The following is a 16,984-nucleotide window of genomic DNA, read 5'->3' on the forward strand; positions in this document are numbered from 1 at the left end:
GGGAAACCCGCCATGACACCGCTCCTGCCACGCCGCACTCTGTTGGCCGCGCTCGCCGGCACCGCGGCCCTCCCCGCCTTCGCCCAAACCGCCGCACCCGGCACCATCGCCGAGCACCTGGCCGCCTACGCCGACGCGCTCCACTACAGCGACCTCGGCCCCGCCATCGTGGAACTCGCAAAAGCCCACTTCATCGACGCGATCGGCTGCGGCATCGGCGCCTTCAACGAGCCCCCGGTTCGGGCGATCCGCGACATTGCCCTCGCCACGTCCGAGGGCAAATCCACCGTGATGGGCACCACTCGCCGCACTGCCATGGACTGGGCCAGCTTCGCCAACGGCGCCGCGGTGCGCAATTTCGACCTGAACGACGTCTACGCCGGGCGCGAAGTCGGCCACCCCAGCGACAACATCACCCCCTGCCTGGCCGTGGCGGAGTCAGAGGGCCGGTCCGGCCAAGACCTCATCCTGGCGATGGTATTGGCCTACGAAATCAATTGCCGCCTGCTCGACGCCGCGCAGATCACCATCCACGGCTGGGACCATCCCAATTACAGCCTGCCCGCCGCATCCCTGGCCGCCGGCAAGCTGATGCACCTGACGCCAGCGCAGTTGGCGCAGGCGGTTAATCTGTCCTTCGCCGGGCACCTCGCGTTCAACCAAACCCGCCTCGGCGTCATTTCCAACTGGAAGGGCCTGGCGGATGCCGATTCCGGCCGCAGCGCAGTGTTCGCCGCCCAACTCGCGCGCGGCGGGATCACCGGCCCGGCACCGGTGTTCGAGGGCAAGGCCGGGTTCTTCGCCGATGTCTCCGGTCCATTCACCCTGGATGTCGGCCAATTTGGCGGCCGGGGAGGGACCTTTAAGATCACCGAATGCGCGGTGAAACTGTATCCCGCGCAAGCCCTGCTCCAAACCGCCATCGTCGCCGCCGCAAAAATCGGCGCATCCGTGCCGGACCTGGCGAAGGTGAAATCCATCGTCGTCGGAACCACCCTCGTGGGCAAACAATACTCGGCCGACTCGCCGGAGAAATGGGCGCCGAAAACCAGCGAAACCGCGGATCACAGCCTACCCTACGCCGTCGCCCGGTCCCTGCTGGACCGCGAGATCACCAGTGCCAGCTACTCGCCCCAGGCCCTGAACGACCCCAAGGTTCTCGCCCTGCTGGCCAAACTGACGGTCGAGGAAGACCCTGCCTTGACCAAGATCTATCCGCAGAAGCTCCCGACCCGCGTCACGGTGACGCTGGACGACGGGCGCGTGCTGGCCGAACAGGTGGACGACCTCCCCGGCTTCGGCGGCCGGCCCATGACCCGCGATGACGTCGAAGCCAAATTCCGCCGCAACGTGAAGGCATTCTGGCCGGAGCAGCAGATCCACGATTTCCTCGGCTACGCCTGGGATCTGGACCACCAGGACAGCATCACCGGCTTGTTCCCCCGCATGGTGGTGACCGCAGGATGACCGAACTGCACAAACGCGACTACGAACCCGGCCGCCGCGGCGCGCTGGACGGCGTGCGCATCCTGGACCTCTCCCGTCTCTTCGCCGGCAACGCGCTCACCCAGGTGCTCGGCGATTTCGGCGCCGAAGTGATCAAGGTCGAACCACCCGAAGGCGACACACTGCGAGCCTGGAAGACCGAGGGCGTCGGCACGCATTGGAAAATCTACGCCCGCAACAAGAAAAGCCTCTGCCTCAACCTACGCGACCCCAAGGCAATCGAGATCATCCGCAAGCTGGTCCCCTCGGCCAAGATCTTCATCGAAAGCTTTCGACCCGGCGTCCTGGAGAAGATGGGCCTCGGCCCGGACGTCCTCCTGGCCATCAACCCGGCGCTCGTCATCATCCGCATCTCCGGCTGGGGCCAGACCGGCCCGTACTCGCAGCGCCCCGGCTTCGGCACGGTCATCGAAGGTGTGTCCGGTTTCGCCGCCATCAACGGCTTCGCCGACCGCGAACCCGTGCTGCCGCCCATGTATCTCGCCGATGGTATCGCCGGCCTCTACGGCGCCTCCGCCGCCATGATCGCGCTGCGCGAGGTCGAAATGAATGGCGGCCAGGGTCAGGTCATCGACCTTCCCTTGCTGGACCCGCTCTTTTCCATCCTCAGCCCGCAGGCCGCCAATTACCGGCTCAGCGGCAAGATCAAACCCCGCACCGGCAGCCGCTCCACCAACTCCGCCCCACGCAACGCCTACATCTGCAAGGACGGCGCCTATGTCGGCCTCTCCGGCTCGATCCAGAAAATGGCCGAACGCCTGTTCCGCTCCATCGGTCGTCCCGACCTGGTGGACGACCCCCGCTTCCGCACCAACGCCGACCGCCTGAAGAACGTCGCGGCGCTGGACGCCATCATCGGCGACTTCATCGCCCAGCGCACCCAGGACGAGAACGTTGCCTTCTTCGAGGCGGCCGAGGTCACCATCGGACCGATCTACGACACCGCGCAGATCCTGCAAGACCCGCACGTGATCGACCGCGAACTGGTCGCCGATTACCCCGATCCCGACATGGGCCAACTCCCCATGCATCACGTCGTGCCGCGGCTGCTGGGCACGCCGGGCTCCATCCGCACCCCGGCGCCCGAACTCGGCCAGCACAACCGCGAGCTTCTGGCCGAAATCGGCATCACCGGCGCCCAGGTCGACGCCCTCGCCGACGCCGCAATCCTTTGCGGCGTCACCACGAAGGGCGCGTAGCATGGTCCCCAACTCCTCCGGCTCCCAGCCGCCCCAGTCCCCCGCCCCGGCAAACGCCTGCGACGCGCATTTCCACATCCTGGATGCCAGCTTCCCCACGCCGGAGGCCACCACGCCGCCCGGCATGGACGTACCCGCCTACCGCAGCCTGCAGCGCCGCATCGGCACGAAGCGCGGCGTGATCGTGCAGGCAAAACACTATCGCACCGACAACACCTGCCTGCTGGACGCGATTGCCCAATTCGCCGGCGACGCCGTGGGCATCGCCGTGGTGCACCCCGACGTATCGGACGCCGAATTGGCCCGGCTGAATGCCGGCGGTGTGCGCGGCCTACGCTTCAGCCTGTGGAACCCCGCCGACACCGTCACCACGGTCGCCATGATCGAGCCGCTGGCCCGGCGTATCGCGCCGCTCGGCTGGCACGTGCAACTGCACATGTCGGGCGACCAACTCGTCGACGCCGCCGCCCTCATCGCCCGCCTGCCATGCCCGATCGTCATCGACCACATGGGCCGCTTGCCACCCGGCCAGGGCCCAGCCCACCCCGCCTTCCGCATCATTGCCGGGCTGCTGGAGCGCGGGCAAACCTGGCTGAAACTCTCGGGCGCCTACCTGAACACCGAAATCGGCGCGCCTGGCTACGCCGATGCCACCCGTATCGCCCAGGCCTTCGTTGCCGCGGCGCCCGAGCGCCTGGTCTGGGGCAGCGACTGGCCCCACATCACCGAGCGCCACAAGCCCGACGACGCCGTCTTGCTGGACCTGCTGCCGGTCTGGGCCGGCGATGAGCCCACGCGCAACCGCATTCTGGTCGACAATCCCGCCGCCCTTTACGGCTTCTGAGTCACTCAAGCGTCTGCAACGCCTGCCAATCGCCGCCGGGGTGCTGCGCCCGGCAAAATGGCATGATCCAAATCGCGTAGCAGCGGCTGATGCACCGCCAGAGCAAATCTCGCCGCCGTGATGAAGAAAGCATGGGCACCCACATCGGGCCCACGCCGCTGCGTTGCGCTGGTAACGCCGGGTAACAAATTCTTCCCGCCTTCCGCCACGCGCGCCGAGACTCATGAGTATTTCCCGAATTTCAGCCGCCTGTTTGTAGGTAGTTTCCGAAGCTGAGAAAGAGCGTTTGCGCGACGTATTGTTTAGATAACGATTAATATGGTTGGTGTAATTAGCAATTACACAGCTTTTATCTACTCTTGCCGGAAAGTAGAGATAAAGCCTTGTTCCATTAGTTTGGCCCGGGGTAAATGGCTTGCGCCCAAAGTATAATGTGATTGTTTGAGAAAGCCTCCATGACCTGAGGAGCGCAGCAATGTCATCGATGACTCGACCTCAGAAGCGATACGCTGTCGACCAACTCTACTTCACCCATCGCTCCGCTCGCATTGAAACGAGCGTGTCATCACTCGAGGACTACCTCAAAAGCAGCTTCGTCGAAACGCGCATCATCCATGCCAATGCCAGCCAATCCCTATCTCAATCCGTGTTACGTCACGCGCCGGGCGTAGTACCGACCCACAACGATGGCGTGGTCATCGCTCACGTCGCCGGGTCGGAGCCGGTGGAGAACCTGGCCGTTCTGGCGACCCTCTCCGCCCCGATCATCCTGTTCTACCACTCTTCTGCATCGCTCGACTGCACATCGGCTCTCCGCTTTCTCAAGCCGCTCGTCGCCGCCGCCATCGGGTGCGATCTGCTGGCGACATTGCGACTGCGCACCGCCGGATTTCCGGTCGCCGCCACCTGGCCACTGCGCACGCAACTTCGCGCCACACGGACGGCCATGCCAGCCGAGGCATCGCCATTCACCATACTTGTGCCCGGCGACGTCACGTCGGCCCGACAGATCTGCCTGATCATCGATGCGTTCGCCGATTTCCTGCATCTCTGGCAACAGCCCGCCAAACTCGTCCTCCTGGGACGAACGCTGGAGCCAAAGGCCGCCAAGGATCTGCAGCAGCGGATCACGACGCACGGGCTGACCGAAAGCGTCACCGTCACCGGCAGCCTTGATGCCGCCCACCGGGAAACCTGTCTCGTCAACGCGAACCTAGGTCTTTTCCTGGAAGACCCGGCGTCGTTCCCGGACTTCCTGCTCGAAGCGGTGGAGGCTGGTCTGGCGGTGCTGGCGCGTCCCGTTCCGTCCATCACGTTCCTTCTGCAGCCCGCCGGCCTGCCCCAATCCGCTGCCGACACCACGCCGAACGCTGCGGAGATCGCGCTGCTGCTGCACCATTTCGCCTGCAGCCCCCAAGGCATCGACGATCTGGCGCAGGCACAACAGGACAATTTTATCATCGACCCGGCGGTGCGTCCCGAGAGCCTGATCTGGAATGCGCTCGGCCAATGCGGGCTAGCGCTGCCGGCGACGCCAACCGAGCATGCTGCCATCGTCGCCAAAGCCAGCTTCCTGGTCGCCGGGCATTTCTCCGGCAGCTATAGCCTATCGGCCATAAACCGGCTTCTCGCCTCCTCGATCGAGCAGCATTTGCCCGGCCGGGTCGGCGTGCTGCCCGTGCAATTCGAACCGCTCACCACACTCGGCACGATCCCGGCCAACGATGCTGCCTTGATGGACGAATTGTTCAAGCGCCCGGGTCGCCTGGGCATCCCGAGGATCGTCATCAGCCAGCATTACCCGCCCTGGCTACCGACGATCGACCATGACTTCGCGATCGCCCTCTTCGCCTGGGAAGAAAGCCTGATCCCCGCAAACCTCATCCGCAGCCTCAACAAATTCACCGGCGTGATGGCTGCATCGGCCATGGTGGCAAAGGCGCTGGTCGATTCCGGCCTGCGCGTTCCACTCCGGATCACCGGCCTTGCCATCGAATTGGGTGCCTTTCTGCGGATTGGGGATGAACGCCTGGCCAATGCCGCGCACGGCATCACTCCCCGGGCGCCGATGGTCTTCCTGCACATCTCGTCCTGCTTCCCGCGCAAAGGCGTGGACCTGCTGCTCGCAGCCTGGGCACGGGCCTTCACCAGTGCCGACCCTGTGCGGCTGGTCATCAAGGGATTCCACAACGAGCACAATCAAACGGCGGAACAGATCGCAACCCTGTCACTCAGCGACGACACTCTTGCACCGATCGAACTGATCAACGAGGAGTTGTCTGCGTTCCAGCTCGCCGATCTCTATCGTGACGCCGACTGCATGGTGCTCCCAACGCGAGGCGAGGGGTTCAACATGGTCGCCGCCGAGGCAATGGCCGCAAATCTGCCATTGATCGTTACCGGTCACGGCGGACACATGGATTTCGTCGACGCACGATCCGCCCGGCTTCTCGATTTCACCTTCCGCCCGTCGCGCAGCCACGTCACCAGTGCCCACTCGTTCTGGGTCGAGCCAAGCCTCGGTGATCTGACGCTGGCACTGCGCGAAGCGCTCGACGACCATTTGGCAGGCGGATCGCAGGCGCTTGAGCGCAGTTCGGCGGCACGGGCGATTGCGCGCCGCCAATTCGACACGCGGGCTTGGGCGGAACGAACGATCGATGCGTGTGCCGGTCTTATCCAGACACGATCCACGCCGGCTGCTCGTATTGCGTGGCTTTCAAGTTGGGGGATCAGGTGCGGCATCGCAGAGTATTCGAGATTTCTCCTCGATCATCGCCCGCTTCGCGGGCTGGCAAAAGTGCCAGAGCTCATAGTGCTCTGCGATATCAGAACTGGCTTCATGCCCTCTATCCCGAAGATCCATGGCGGACGTGTCGTTCCCGCCTGGCACGTCGCCTCCGGTTCAATCGCAAGACAGATTTCCGGCGAGCTCTTGCGCTCCGAGCCACAAATGCTGGTCATTCAGCACCAGCCTGGCCTTATTTCCTGGCTGGACCTCGTGGAAATCATCGATCTTACGCGGGTTATCTGCATTAAGACGGTCGTCACCCTGCACTCGACGGCCAGCATTGCGCTGATCGAAACCGCCCTGCGGGCCTCCGTTCTCCTCGGCCTCGCGGCGGTCGAACGGGTCGTCGTGCATTCCCTGCATGACCTCGAAACGCTCCGCCGGTTCGGCATTATCCAGAACGTGGCACTCATCCCCCACGGGGCGGGCGTGACGGATATAACCGCTCGGCGCCCGACGCGAAATCTCACTGCCAGCCCAATCATCGGCTGCTACGGTTTTTTCCTGCCGCATAAGGGCATCGCGACCCTGATCGCAGCATTCGCCCAGATCCTGGAGACATGGCCAAGCGCAACTCTCCGACTGGTGAATGCGGAATACCCCAGCCCACTTTCCGCCATCGAACGCAGCACCTGTCAAACTCTGGCACGGCAGCTTGCGATCTATGAGTCGATCGAATGGGAACAGGACTACCTGGCCGACACCGACGCGATCGCCCTGCTTGCCGGATGCGACCTGATCGTCATGCCATACGGCGCCACCCCCGAATCTGCCAGCGGCGCAGTGCGTCTGGCGTTGGCAAGCGGCGTTCCCGTCGCTGTTTCCATGAGCCCGATATTCGACGATCTGGGCGGGTCGGTGCACCGGGTCGACGCCACCACGGCCAGTAGCCTCGGCGACGCTATCACGGGCCTCCTCGACAACGACGCCAAGCGTTTGTCTGTCGTGGCCGCCGCCGAGCAATGGCTGCGCGAACACGACTGGAATGTGGTCTCGGGCCAATTATTCGGCATGATCGAAGGTATCCATCAGCAACCATCCTCCTTCGGCCGGCAATGGCCGATGGTCTTTGCCGCCGATAGCCCGCTGCTCTTCAGCGTCGTCGGCCTCATGCAAGGCAAGTCGCGTTGGTTCAATGGCATTTCCGAGGGTTACGGGGTATCCGGCCCCTATATGCGATTGTCGCCGGGCCAGTACACCGTCGAATTCGCCTTCGACAAGCTCTCCGGACTGAGCGGATCTGCCCGGTTCGAAGTTGCGATGAATGGTGGCTTGGATCCTATCGCGTCTCGCGCCGTCGATTTCGGCCACGAAGCTTGCAATCACCATCGTATCCGTCTCGAGTTTTCGATCGACGCCGCCGCGTTGGATGTCGAATTCCGGGTCTTCTGTGACATCGGATTTCGGGCAAAATTCATCGATATCACCGTCGATGTCGATCAGCCCGAACGGTATATTAGCGAAGGCATTGACCTGTGAATTTCATCCGAAGCCGTGCGCTCCCGGCGGTCTATTTCGACTATAGCGACCTGGTCGAATATTTTCGGCACAACCGGTTTCCGACGGGAATCCAGCGTGTCCAGATCGAGTTCTTCAAGGCATCGCTGGAATGGAACAGCCCGACGCCGATCTGCGGCTGCACCTACTCCGCACGGGCCGGATTCTGGGTAGACATCGACACGATCGGCTTCAGCAAACTCTGCCGGCTTGCCTCGACGCCCGGCAGCCATCTCGACGACGAATGGCAGGAAACCTTCAACGGCTTCTTGCGCCGTATCGACCAGCGTTCCGCGTGCATCATGCCCGAGGGATCGGCCCTGGTGAACGTCGGTGCGTCTTGGTGGGCAGCAGATTACATGCCGCTGATCCGGGAAGCGAAGTCACGCTACGGCATTCGGTATATTCCGTTGATCTACGATCTCATCCCCATGATCACGCCAGAATATTGCGGGCAGGACCTGGTGGCGGCATTTGGCTACTGGATCAACAGCGTGTTCAGCCATGCCGACCTCATCCTGGCCATCTCGAAATCGACCCAACAGGACGTCATCAAAGCGGCCGACGGCATCAAGCATCTCACCCGTCAACCGATCATCGTTCCGCTCGACGCCGAATTCGGCATGCAGGACGGCGCCGCCGGAACTGCCGACCGTGCCGGCCTACTGGACGGCTTCGGCTTACGAAACGGCTTCTACGTGCTGGTCGTCGGCACATTGGAAATACGCAAGAACCAGATGCTCATCTTCCAGGCTTGGGCCAAGCTGATCGAACTGCATGGTGCCGCCGCCATGCCCACCCTGGTCTGCGTCGGCAAGATCGGCCACGGCTTCGAATTCGGCCAGAACTTCCTGCGGTCGCATCCCGAATTGCAAGACAAGGTCATCATGCTCTCCGGCCTATCGGACGTTGAGCTGAATGCGCTTTACGCCGATTGCTTGTTCACGGCCTTCGCGTCGACCTACGAGGGCTGGGGACTGCCGGTCACGGAAAGCCTCTGCCATGGCAAGGTCTGTCTCTCGGCGGATCACTCATCCCTTCCCGAAGCCGGCGGCGTGTTCGCCGACTACTTCGAGGCAAATTCAGTCAAAAGCTTCGTGCAGCACGCCGAGCGACTGCTTTTCGACCATGACTACCGGCAGGCGCGTGAACACCAGATCGTCGCCGAGTTCCGGCCGCGCCCCTGGCATGACGTCCTGGCCGGCCTGGTCGACGGTATTGAGACCCATTGCGTGGGCTTGGTTCATGCCGAGCCATTGGTGGCCCCGATATCGTTCGGCGAAATCTATGACATCGGCCAAGATCACCGCGCCCGCCGCCCCGATAAGGAAGGTGCGATCGCAGAAATGCTCCGCTATGATGGAACCTGGCACCCCCTCGAATCATGGGGGGTCTGGGCGAACAAGAAATACGCAAAGCTGGCATTCCGGCTCCCGCCGCTGGAGGGCCCGGCCGATGACCTCATCCTCTACCTCAAGCTCTGTGCACCGAATAGCCGCGTCGCGGTCACCGTCAAAGTCGCCGGTCAAACCCAGCTTGTGACGATCGACCCCGATGAAAGCCTCGCGATACGGCTCCAAATCCCGTTCAAGATCGCGTCGAACCACCAGGATGGCGGCCCGATGATCGTCCATCTCGATATCGACGACCTGGTTGCGCCTGTCGATATCGCGGACACGCGACGGCTCGGCGTCGGGTTCCAATCCTTCGCGCTCTGCCGAACCGGTGACACCGCTGCAAGGCTCAGGATCATCGAACGGAGTATCAAGATGTCCAGCAACCTCGTCGCCGCGGCCTAGGGTCGCAATCATGTCCATGCTGCAGGATGATGTCCGCGATCGGGCCGACCCCTCCCCCGGGTTCAACCATCTCGTCACGCTCGGCGATGCAAGCCGCGACGTCGGTCAATGGATGGAGGCGGCTCACTACTACGAACTGGCCGTCGGCATCCAGCCCGGCGTCGCCGGCATCTGGGAACAGTTAGGCCACGCCTACAAGGAGCATGGCAGCTTCTCCCAGGCCGGGGCGGCCTATTTGAAGGCGCATAGCCTCAATCCCGGCGATGTGGGCCTGCTGGTTCAGCTCGGCCACTTCCACGCCCTTCGGGACGCGACGCCAAAGGCGCTGGATTACTACCAGCGCGCCGTGACCGCCGGGTCCCAGGACGAGCACGCACTGCGCTATATCGCCCAATCCGTTCATTGCCGGGCGGCGGACCCGGCCCGGCAGAGTGCCAGCACCGCAATCCCCGCAATCTACTTCGAATACACCGATCTGCTCGATCATTGCCGGTCGAACCGGACGCCAACAGGAATACAGCGCGTCCAGATCGAACTGTTTCGGGCCTCCCTCCTATGGGATAGCCCAGTCCCGATCCGCGCCTGCGCCTATGCCGATCAAAAGCGGGGCTGGGTGGACGTCAATCCGGACGAACTTCTGGCTCTGCTCGATCTAGGCGCCCAGCGCGGCAATGTCGCCGACCCGGATTGGCAGGAAGCACTGGCCCGGTTCTTCACCGCGCTCGACACCCGCGCAGCCTGCGTCTTTCCCGTCGGCGCTGCCTTGATCAACCTCGGCACGTCCTGGGGCATCGAGAACTACATGGCCGCGATCCGGACCATGAAGGCGCGCTTCGGCCTCCGCTACGTCCCATTCGTCCATGACCTCATTCCATTGATGACGCCGGAATATGTCGATCACGGTGTGACCGCGGCATTTAACGCCTGGCTCAGCAGCGCGATCCTACACGGCGATCTCTTCGCGGTGACGTCCAGTTCCACCAGGAACGACCTGGTCAAGGCCGCGGCCCAGATCCGGCCGCTATCCCATGACCCCATCGCCATGCCGCTCGACGCGGCACCCAGCGCGCCGCGCCAGGGCCATGGTGGCGCCCACACCGCGCAAACCCGTGAACGGCTTGGTCTGGCAAATACCGACTTCGTCCTCTTCGTCGGCACGATGGAGGCGCGCAAGAACCACTATCTCGTCTTCCAGGCCTGGGTAAAACTACTGGCAAGCCACGACCGCTCGGACGTGCCAGTGCTGGTTTGCGTCGGTAAGCGGGGCTGGAAATTCGAACGCGCCCAAAGCTACCTCGAGGCCCATCCGGAGCTCGATGGCAAGGTGATGATCCTATCCGGGATCTCCGACGCCGAATTGGCAACGCTTTATGCAGAATGCCAATTCACCCTCTACGCCTCGCTCTACGAGGGCTGGGGGCTGCCCGTGACGGAGAGCCTTCATCACGGCAAAGCGTGCCTCACCGCCGATCACTCCTCCCTACCCGAAGCCGGCGGCCAGTTTGCCGATTATTACGAGGGCGATTCCGTCAAAAGCCTGACGTCGCAGGCCGAACGGCTGATCTTCGATCGCTCCTATCGTGAAAGCCGCGAACACCTGATTGCAACGCAGCGTCAATCCCAAGACTGGCAGACGGCCCTGCAAACGCTTGTGCTCGCGACCATCAGCCATTTCCCGACCCCTGCCGTGCCCGCCATCTTGGCAGCCCCGATCGTCCCGGCAACCATCTACCGTATAGGAAACCAGCCATTCTTCCGCCGGCTCGACCGAGGCGCCGCCATCGCCGAGATGCTTCGCGCGGGCGGTGGCTGGTACGGTGTCGATGCAGCAACGGCATGGTCGAAGGACCGTCGCGCCCGGCTGGCCTTCCAACTGCCACCGGTGGCCGATACCGACCACGTGGTCTTCCTGAAGCTACGCGCCCCGCCGGAGAAGACGTCGCTAACACTATCCCTGGCAGGCACCTTATCCGCCCGGCTAACCCTACGGCCCGGCGAGGCGCGTATCGTCCGGCTCGATCTCTCCCAGGCCCCGCTCGCCGGCCCATCCACAGGCGAGCGACCGATCGTTATCCTGCTGCAAGTGGACCAGCTGGTGTCCATGGCGAAATACGATCCAGCGAACACGCGACAGGTCGGCATCGGTGTCGAGATGTTCATGGCCTGCGCCGTCGAGGATGACGACGCCCGGCTCGCCATCCTCGAATGCGCGCTGATGACGCTTGAAGATGCCTGAACCCTCACGAGGCATTCTCCCATGCCAGAGCTAACGATCAGCTTCCATCTGCCGGGCCGGAAAAGCAGGTTTGCATCGAGGGTCCGGTCGGGCAATGCCGCCCGCGATCTTGCCCTGTGGTACAAGGCTGCCGAACATTACGGCGAGGCCTTGCAGGTCAAGCCCGATGACGCCGGCATCCTCGTTCAACTGGGCCACGCCCTCAAAGAAGCCGGTGATTTCCCCGATGCGGAGCGGGCCTATTTGAAGGCGCTGACGCTCACCCCGCATGACGCCGATCTCCTCGTGCAGCTCGGGCATTTCTACAAGGTCAGCGGAAACCTCCCCCACGCCCTGGCCCATTATCAATCCGCCATCGAGCATGGTTCGCACGATCCCAATGCCCAAGACTTCATCACAAAGGCCGCGGCCCCTGGCTCCCATCAGCCTCCTCCATTCCGGATCACTCACCGGCAAGTCCCAGAAGCGGACGCCCGATCAATGGCCGGCCTCGGCGATCAGGTCCCGGCCTTCTACCTGGACTTCTCCGACCTGGTCGCATATTTCCGCACTGGCCGGTATCCGACGGGCATCCAGCGCGTCGAGATTGAGCTCCTGAAGGCGGTGAAGGACTGGCGGGGATCAATCCCCCTGCAGCTGTGCACCTACTCTCCGTCGGTCAGCGCGTGGATCGAAGTAAACCCGGATGCGCTTCGCCAGGTTTGCGAACTTGCCGGTAGGGCAGGGGACCAGCCCGAAACGGTTTGGCTTGCGGCCATCAACCGCTTCCTCACCACGGTCGATGATGCGCCGCCGATGCAGATGGTACGCGGCGGGGTTCTAGTGAACCTCGCGCCATGGTGGAACATCGACTACATGCTCTACCTTCGCCACGCGAAGAACGTCTTCGGCATCCGTTACGTCCCCGTCATCTACGACCTGGTTCCGCTCATCACGCCGGAGTTCTTGCCGGCGAAAATGCCCTCCGAATGCGCTCAATGGCTCGGCGGTGCGCTCATGCATGCCGACGCCGTGGCGGTCATCTCGTGTTCGACCCGGCGGGACGTCATCAAGGCGGCGCTCGCCGTCCGCCCCGTGGCACGAGAACCGGTCGTCATGGCGCTCGATGCCGATTTCAGCGCAGTGCAACTCGGCCTCTCCGTGACCGAGCATCGAAGCATTCTGGAACGGCTGCGGGTGGCCGGTCGTTTCGTTCTATTCGTCGCCACGCTGGAGGCCCGCAAGAACCACCTCGTGGTCCTTCAAGCCTGGGCCCGCTTGATCGCGCAAGAGGGTGCGGACGCCATCCCGTCCCTGGTCTGCGTCGGAAAGGCCGGATGGCAGTTCGATCAAACCCAAGCCTTCTTGAACGCGCATCCCGACGTCGCGGACAAGGTCATCCTCCTGTCGAAGGTTTCGGATGGCGAGCTCAGCAGCCTATATTCGAATTGCCTGTTTACAATCTACTCCTCGACCTACGAGGGCTGGGGCCTGCCAATCACCGAAAGCCTTTGCTACGGCAAGGCCTGCGTCACCTTGAGCCATTCCTCCCTGCCCGAAGCCGGCGGCAAATTCGCGGATTATTGTCCCGCGGACTCGGTCAAAGCCGTCGCGGAGACGGCTTGGAGGTTGATGTCCGACGATCCTTACCGGGCGTCGCGGGAGGCGCTCATCCTCGCCGAATATCATCCGCGCACATGGCAGGACGTCCTCTCGGGCCTGGTCTCGGGCGTCGCTGCCCAACTATCCGGCGCGGCCGACCCGCAGCGAATGTTCGCCCCTGTGGCCTTTGGCGAAATCTACCCCCTACGCCTGAACTATGATTTACGCGCCGCCGACCGTCGGTCCGCCGTGGCGGAAATGCTGCGGCATGAGCTCGGCTGGGGGCGGATGGAGAACTGGGGCACATGGACATCGATGCTCAACGCCTCGCTTGCCTTCCACGTGCCGGAGTTGGGTGGATCGACATCCGATCTCCTGCTCTACCTCGAAGTGCAATGCCCGCCCGAAACCGTCGTGCTGTCGGTCAAGATCGGATCCCACCGCCTGGTAAGCACGGTTTTGGAGGCTGGTGAGATGCGGCAATTCCGCCTCTTGCTGCCATTCGTCGCCGTCATGGCATCCATCGGCGCCGACCGCGCCATCGTATTGATGCTACAGGTCGACCGGTTGATCGACCTCAGCAGCCACGTCGCAGGCGAAGCCCGGCGCATCGGGATCGGCGTGAAATCATTCGCGGTCATGCAAAGATCCGACACGGCCGGCCGCCTCAGAATGATCGAACGATGCAGCATTCCGGCCTAGCCAGGCCGGTCGCGGGAGATGGCTGAGTGAATGAGATGAGCGTGATCGACAAGCCTGCCTCCAAGATGCTCATCACCGCGGAGCATCTGGACGCCTTCGTCGCCCAAAGTGACGCCTTCGGTGGCCCCGGCAGCCCGGCGTGCGCTGTGTACTGGTCACGCTTCGAATACCGACCCGGCGTCACCGTCGATCAAACCATCGATCCCTACGGAGAAACCTACGTCCAAGCCCAGCTGGCGCTCTACGAGGAGATCGCCGGCCGCAGCTTCAACCAGGCAACCAACGAGCACACGCCGTTCGACGTCTCGCGCCATGTGGCGGCGGTCAATCCGTATGATCATGCCGATCCATCAGCCCTCGCCGTCCATACCGAGCGGCTTTCGCGGGCATTTCGCCTGGCCAAACTGCCGCGCGACGGTCGGCTACTCGACCTCGGGTGTGGCTGGGGATTATCGTCCGAAATCGGCGCCTATCTCGGCCTGAAGGTCACGGCGGTCGACATCAACCCCCTGTTTGTCAACCTGGTAAACCAGCGGGCGGAACTCGGTCGCCGGGCTATCACCGCCACGACGTCCAGCTTCGATGATTTCGATGCGCCCGAAACCTACGACATGGTGCTATTTTACGAGTGTCTTCACCATGCGCTCAAACCATGGGACGTTATCGAGAAATTCCGTAAGATGTTGGCGCCGGGTGGCAAGATCGTGCTGACCGGGGAGCCGATCAACAAGCTCTGGTGGCGCCATTGGGGCATCCGGCTTGACCCGATTTCGGTATATTGCGTCCGCAAATTCGGATGGTTCGAAAGCGGCTGGTCGCTCGACTTCATCCGGGAGGTCTTCCGCCGGGCCGGCATGAAATGCATCGCAGACCGAGGCTCCGACGAGGAAATTGGGTACACACTCGTCGCGCAAATGTCGGACTTGAGCCAGATCCTGGCAACCGAGATGGCCGAATACTGGGACAGCCAAGGCTTCACGCCGGATGCGGAATATCTCGTTTTCTCCGGCCATGGTTGGCTCGAGATCCCCTTTGCGCCAGACACCGGAGGAATCCGACTGATCCTGCGGAGCTTTCGTCCGGCAAAGGGCCTGGCGACACTTATCCGCATAGGCCAGACAACCGTGTTCGAGGGAATGTTGCCACCCGGCGACACCGTAATCGATATCCAGGCCGAAGCGGAGGCGGCGCATGTAGAATTTGATAGCGAAGTATGGTGTCCAGACAAAGAAGTCTACAACGGAGACAAACGTCAAATAAGCTTCCATGTGGTGCGAGCCATCGTCGTGTAGTCAGTTGTCGCGCGACGCCAGGGAATGTTAGGTTTAACGAACGATACCCTAACAAACGCAGCCATATGACAACGACTTCAGCCCGAACTTCCCAGAAGCTGCAATATACAAAGCTCTGCCGACAATAAACGCCAACGTCTGACAGCATCGTCCCGTTTAGACATGCTTGTGTTTTGTGCTTCCACGGAGGCGCAGAGCAATGATTTTCCAAAATACGATTGCCGCGATCGACCATGCGAGCCGGCCGGCTGAAGCAACCGCACCACAACGCAACACGGGCCGGCGCTTTGTCCTTGGTGCCGCCCTCGGTGGTGCCGCCCTCATCGCAGGCGCTCGCTTCGGCATGCTCCCGGCCAAGCCGGTTCCGGCCACAGCGGCTCCGGCTCTGCCGACAGAAGCCGACCTCGGCAGCAACAGCGTGTCTGCCACGTTGGCTACCCACGTCGAACTCGTTGACTGGAAGGCGTTCCGCGCCAGGTTCATCCGCCCGGACGGTCGTGTTATCGACACTTTCAATCAGGGCGAATCCCACACCGAGTCGCAAGGGTTGGGAATGCTGTTCGCCGCGTCGTTTGACGACCGTCCAAGTTTCGACCGCATTTGGACCTGGACGAAAGCCACACTCAGCCGCCCGTCGGACGCGCTATCCGCCTGGCGCTACCTCCCCGGCAGCAGCAATCCGGTCCCAGACATGAACAATGCGACCGACGGCGATATCTACATAGCTGGAGCCTTGCTGCGAGCCAGCGCCCGGTGGAAGTCGCCCGAGTATCTGGATGCCGCACAGAAAATCGCGGGCGACATCCTGCGCTTGCTCGTGCGCGAGGTCGGCGGCAAGACCGTCCTACTGCCGGCGGCGGACGGGTTCGTGAAATCCGACTATACGGTCGTGAATCTATCGTACTATGTGCAGCCTCTCCTGGCGGAACTTCAAGAGGCGTATCCCTCGCCGCTATGGGAAGCGCTGTTCCGCGACGGCGATCAGCTGCGTCAGTACGCCCGGTTCGGCAAATGGCAGCTTCCACCGGATTGGCTGCGCGTCTCGGCCGCCAACGGCGCGCTTTCCATCGACAGCGGTCACCCACCCCGCTTCTCCTTCGACGCGGTGCGCGTGCCCCTATTCGTTGCCTGGAGCCGGGGCGATCCCCAAGCATTGCAGAGTTTTGTCAACTTCTGGGGTGCAACCCCATCTCGGGCGCCTGCCTGGATCGATCTGGATACGGGTTCATGCGCCCCATACCCGATCTCCAAAGGCGTCATGGCGATTGCCCGGCTGAGCGGTTGCGGCCACCAGGTAGAACGCCAAGCAGATTTGCCAGCGATCTCCGGAGATGAACCCTATTACTCCGCAGCGTTAATTCTTTTAAGCCGGATCGCCCTGCGGGAGATCAAGCCCAAATTGGTTTGACGGCCCGCTCGCCAATATTGACGAGGTTATCACTGATGAGAGTGCTAGCCGCAACTGGCGCCCATCAAAATCCGGATTTGTCGCGTCGCGATAATTCATTTTGACATGTCTATTTATTTCCTGACACGT

At 62.6% G+C, this 16,984-nt stretch carries 10 protein-coding genes and 1 pseudogene; 10 read left to right on the top strand and 1 reads right to left on the bottom strand.

Features of this window, described 5'->3' with window-relative positions:
• The first annotated feature begins 12 nt into the window (after positions 1-12).
• The 4 genes and pseudogenes from GSQ76_RS05840 to GSQ76_RS32590 all read left to right on the top strand — a co-directional run.
• Positions 13-1,467: an MmgE/PrpD family protein gene (locus GSQ76_RS05840; RefSeq protein ID WP_158742966.1), complete on the top strand. Its 1,455-nt coding sequence runs from the start codon at positions 13-15 to the stop codon at positions 1,465-1,467.
• Complete coding sequence (locus GSQ76_RS05845) at positions 1,464-2,705, top strand: CaiB/BaiF CoA-transferase family protein (protein ID WP_158742967.1); 1,242 nt, start codon at positions 1,464-1,466, stop codon at positions 2,703-2,705. Before GSQ76_RS05840 ends, GSQ76_RS05845 begins: the two co-directional genes overlap by 4 nt.
• 1 nt (position 2,706) lies before the next feature.
• Positions 2,707-3,549 carry an amidohydrolase gene (locus tag GSQ76_RS05850; RefSeq protein ID WP_158742968.1) on the top strand — a complete coding sequence of 281 codons (843 nt, stop codon included), beginning with the start codon at positions 2,707-2,709 and terminating at the stop codon, positions 3,547-3,549.
• Positions 3,550-4,495: 946 nt separating this feature from the next.
• Positions 4,496-4,801: pseudogene (locus tag GSQ76_RS32590) on the top strand (hypothetical protein); the annotation flags it as partial.
• Here GSQ76_RS32590 and GSQ76_RS31680 read toward each other — a convergent pair.
• Positions 4,763-5,059, bottom strand: coding sequence for a hypothetical protein (locus GSQ76_RS31680; protein ID WP_254070261.1), 297 nt, complete (start codon positions 5,057-5,059; stop codon positions 4,763-4,765). The pseudogene GSQ76_RS32590 and the gene GSQ76_RS31680 sit on opposite strands and share 39 nt — an antisense overlap.
• Before the next feature lie 141 nt (positions 5,060-5,200).
• On the opposite strand from GSQ76_RS31680, the gene GSQ76_RS05855 reads away from it, so the two are divergent.
• The 6 genes from GSQ76_RS05855 to GSQ76_RS05880 all read left to right on the top strand — a co-directional run bounded on the left by GSQ76_RS05855 (position 5,201) and on the right by GSQ76_RS05880 (position 16,855).
• The gene (locus GSQ76_RS05855) at positions 5,201-7,819 is read left to right on the top strand and encodes a glycosyltransferase (RefSeq protein WP_254070262.1); all 2,619 of its coding nucleotides are present in this window, start codon (positions 5,201-5,203) and stop codon (positions 7,817-7,819) included.
• Between the two features lie 377 nt (positions 7,820-8,196).
• The gene (locus GSQ76_RS05860; RefSeq protein ID WP_158742970.1) at positions 8,197-9,636 is read left to right on the top strand and encodes a glycosyltransferase family 1 protein; all 1,440 of its coding nucleotides are present in this window, start codon (positions 8,197-8,199) and stop codon (positions 9,634-9,636) included.
• Between the two features lie 10 nt (positions 9,637-9,646).
• Complete coding sequence (locus tag GSQ76_RS05865) at positions 9,647-11,872, top strand: glycosyltransferase (RefSeq protein WP_158742971.1); 2,226 nt, start codon at positions 9,647-9,649, stop codon at positions 11,870-11,872.
• A 21-nt stretch (positions 11,873-11,893) separates the two neighbouring features.
• Entirely contained in the window at positions 11,894-14,155 is a 2,262-nt protein-coding gene (locus tag GSQ76_RS05870) for a glycosyltransferase family 1 protein (RefSeq protein ID WP_158742972.1), read from the top strand.
• A gap of 35 nt (positions 14,156-14,190) precedes the next feature.
• Positions 14,191-15,447: a bifunctional 2-polyprenyl-6-hydroxyphenol methylase/3-demethylubiquinol 3-O-methyltransferase UbiG gene (locus tag GSQ76_RS05875; RefSeq protein WP_254070264.1), complete on the top strand. Its 1,257-nt coding sequence runs from the start codon at positions 14,191-14,193 to the stop codon at positions 15,445-15,447.
• Between the two features lie 199 nt (positions 15,448-15,646).
• Complete coding sequence (locus GSQ76_RS05880) at positions 15,647-16,855, top strand: glycosyl hydrolase family 8 (protein ID WP_216850918.1); 1,209 nt, start codon at positions 15,647-15,649, stop codon at positions 16,853-16,855.
• Positions 16,856-16,984: the final 129 nt, after the last annotated feature.

Source organism: Acidisphaera sp. L21 (assembly GCF_009765685.1).
Classification (GTDB): domain Bacteria; phylum Pseudomonadota; class Alphaproteobacteria; order Acetobacterales; family Acetobacteraceae; genus LMUY01.

Excerpts from the sequence above, each read along its gene's own strand:
- GSQ76_RS05840 (WP_158742966.1), top strand. The coding sequence starts at position 13 with ATGACACCGCTCCTGCCACGCCGCACTCTGTTGGCCGCGCTCGCCGGC.
- GSQ76_RS05845 (WP_158742967.1), top strand. The coding sequence starts at position 1,464 with ATGACCGAACTGCACAAACGCGACTACGAACCCGGCCGCCGCGGCGCG.
- GSQ76_RS05850 (WP_158742968.1), top strand. The coding sequence starts at position 2,707 with ATGGTCCCCAACTCCTCCGGCTCCCAGCCGCCCCAGTCCCCCGCCCCG.
- GSQ76_RS05860 (WP_158742970.1), top strand. The coding sequence starts at position 8,197 with ATGCCGCTGATCCGGGAAGCGAAGTCACGCTACGGCATTCGGTATATT.
- GSQ76_RS05865 (WP_158742971.1), top strand. The coding sequence starts at position 9,647 with ATGTCCATGCTGCAGGATGATGTCCGCGATCGGGCCGACCCCTCCCCC.
- GSQ76_RS05870 (WP_158742972.1), top strand. The coding sequence starts at position 11,894 with ATGCCAGAGCTAACGATCAGCTTCCATCTGCCGGGCCGGAAAAGCAGG.
- GSQ76_RS05875 (WP_254070264.1), top strand. The coding sequence starts at position 14,191 with ATGAGCGTGATCGACAAGCCTGCCTCCAAGATGCTCATCACCGCGGAG.
- GSQ76_RS05880 (WP_216850918.1), top strand. The coding sequence starts at position 15,647 with ATGATTTTCCAAAATACGATTGCCGCGATCGACCATGCGAGCCGGCCG.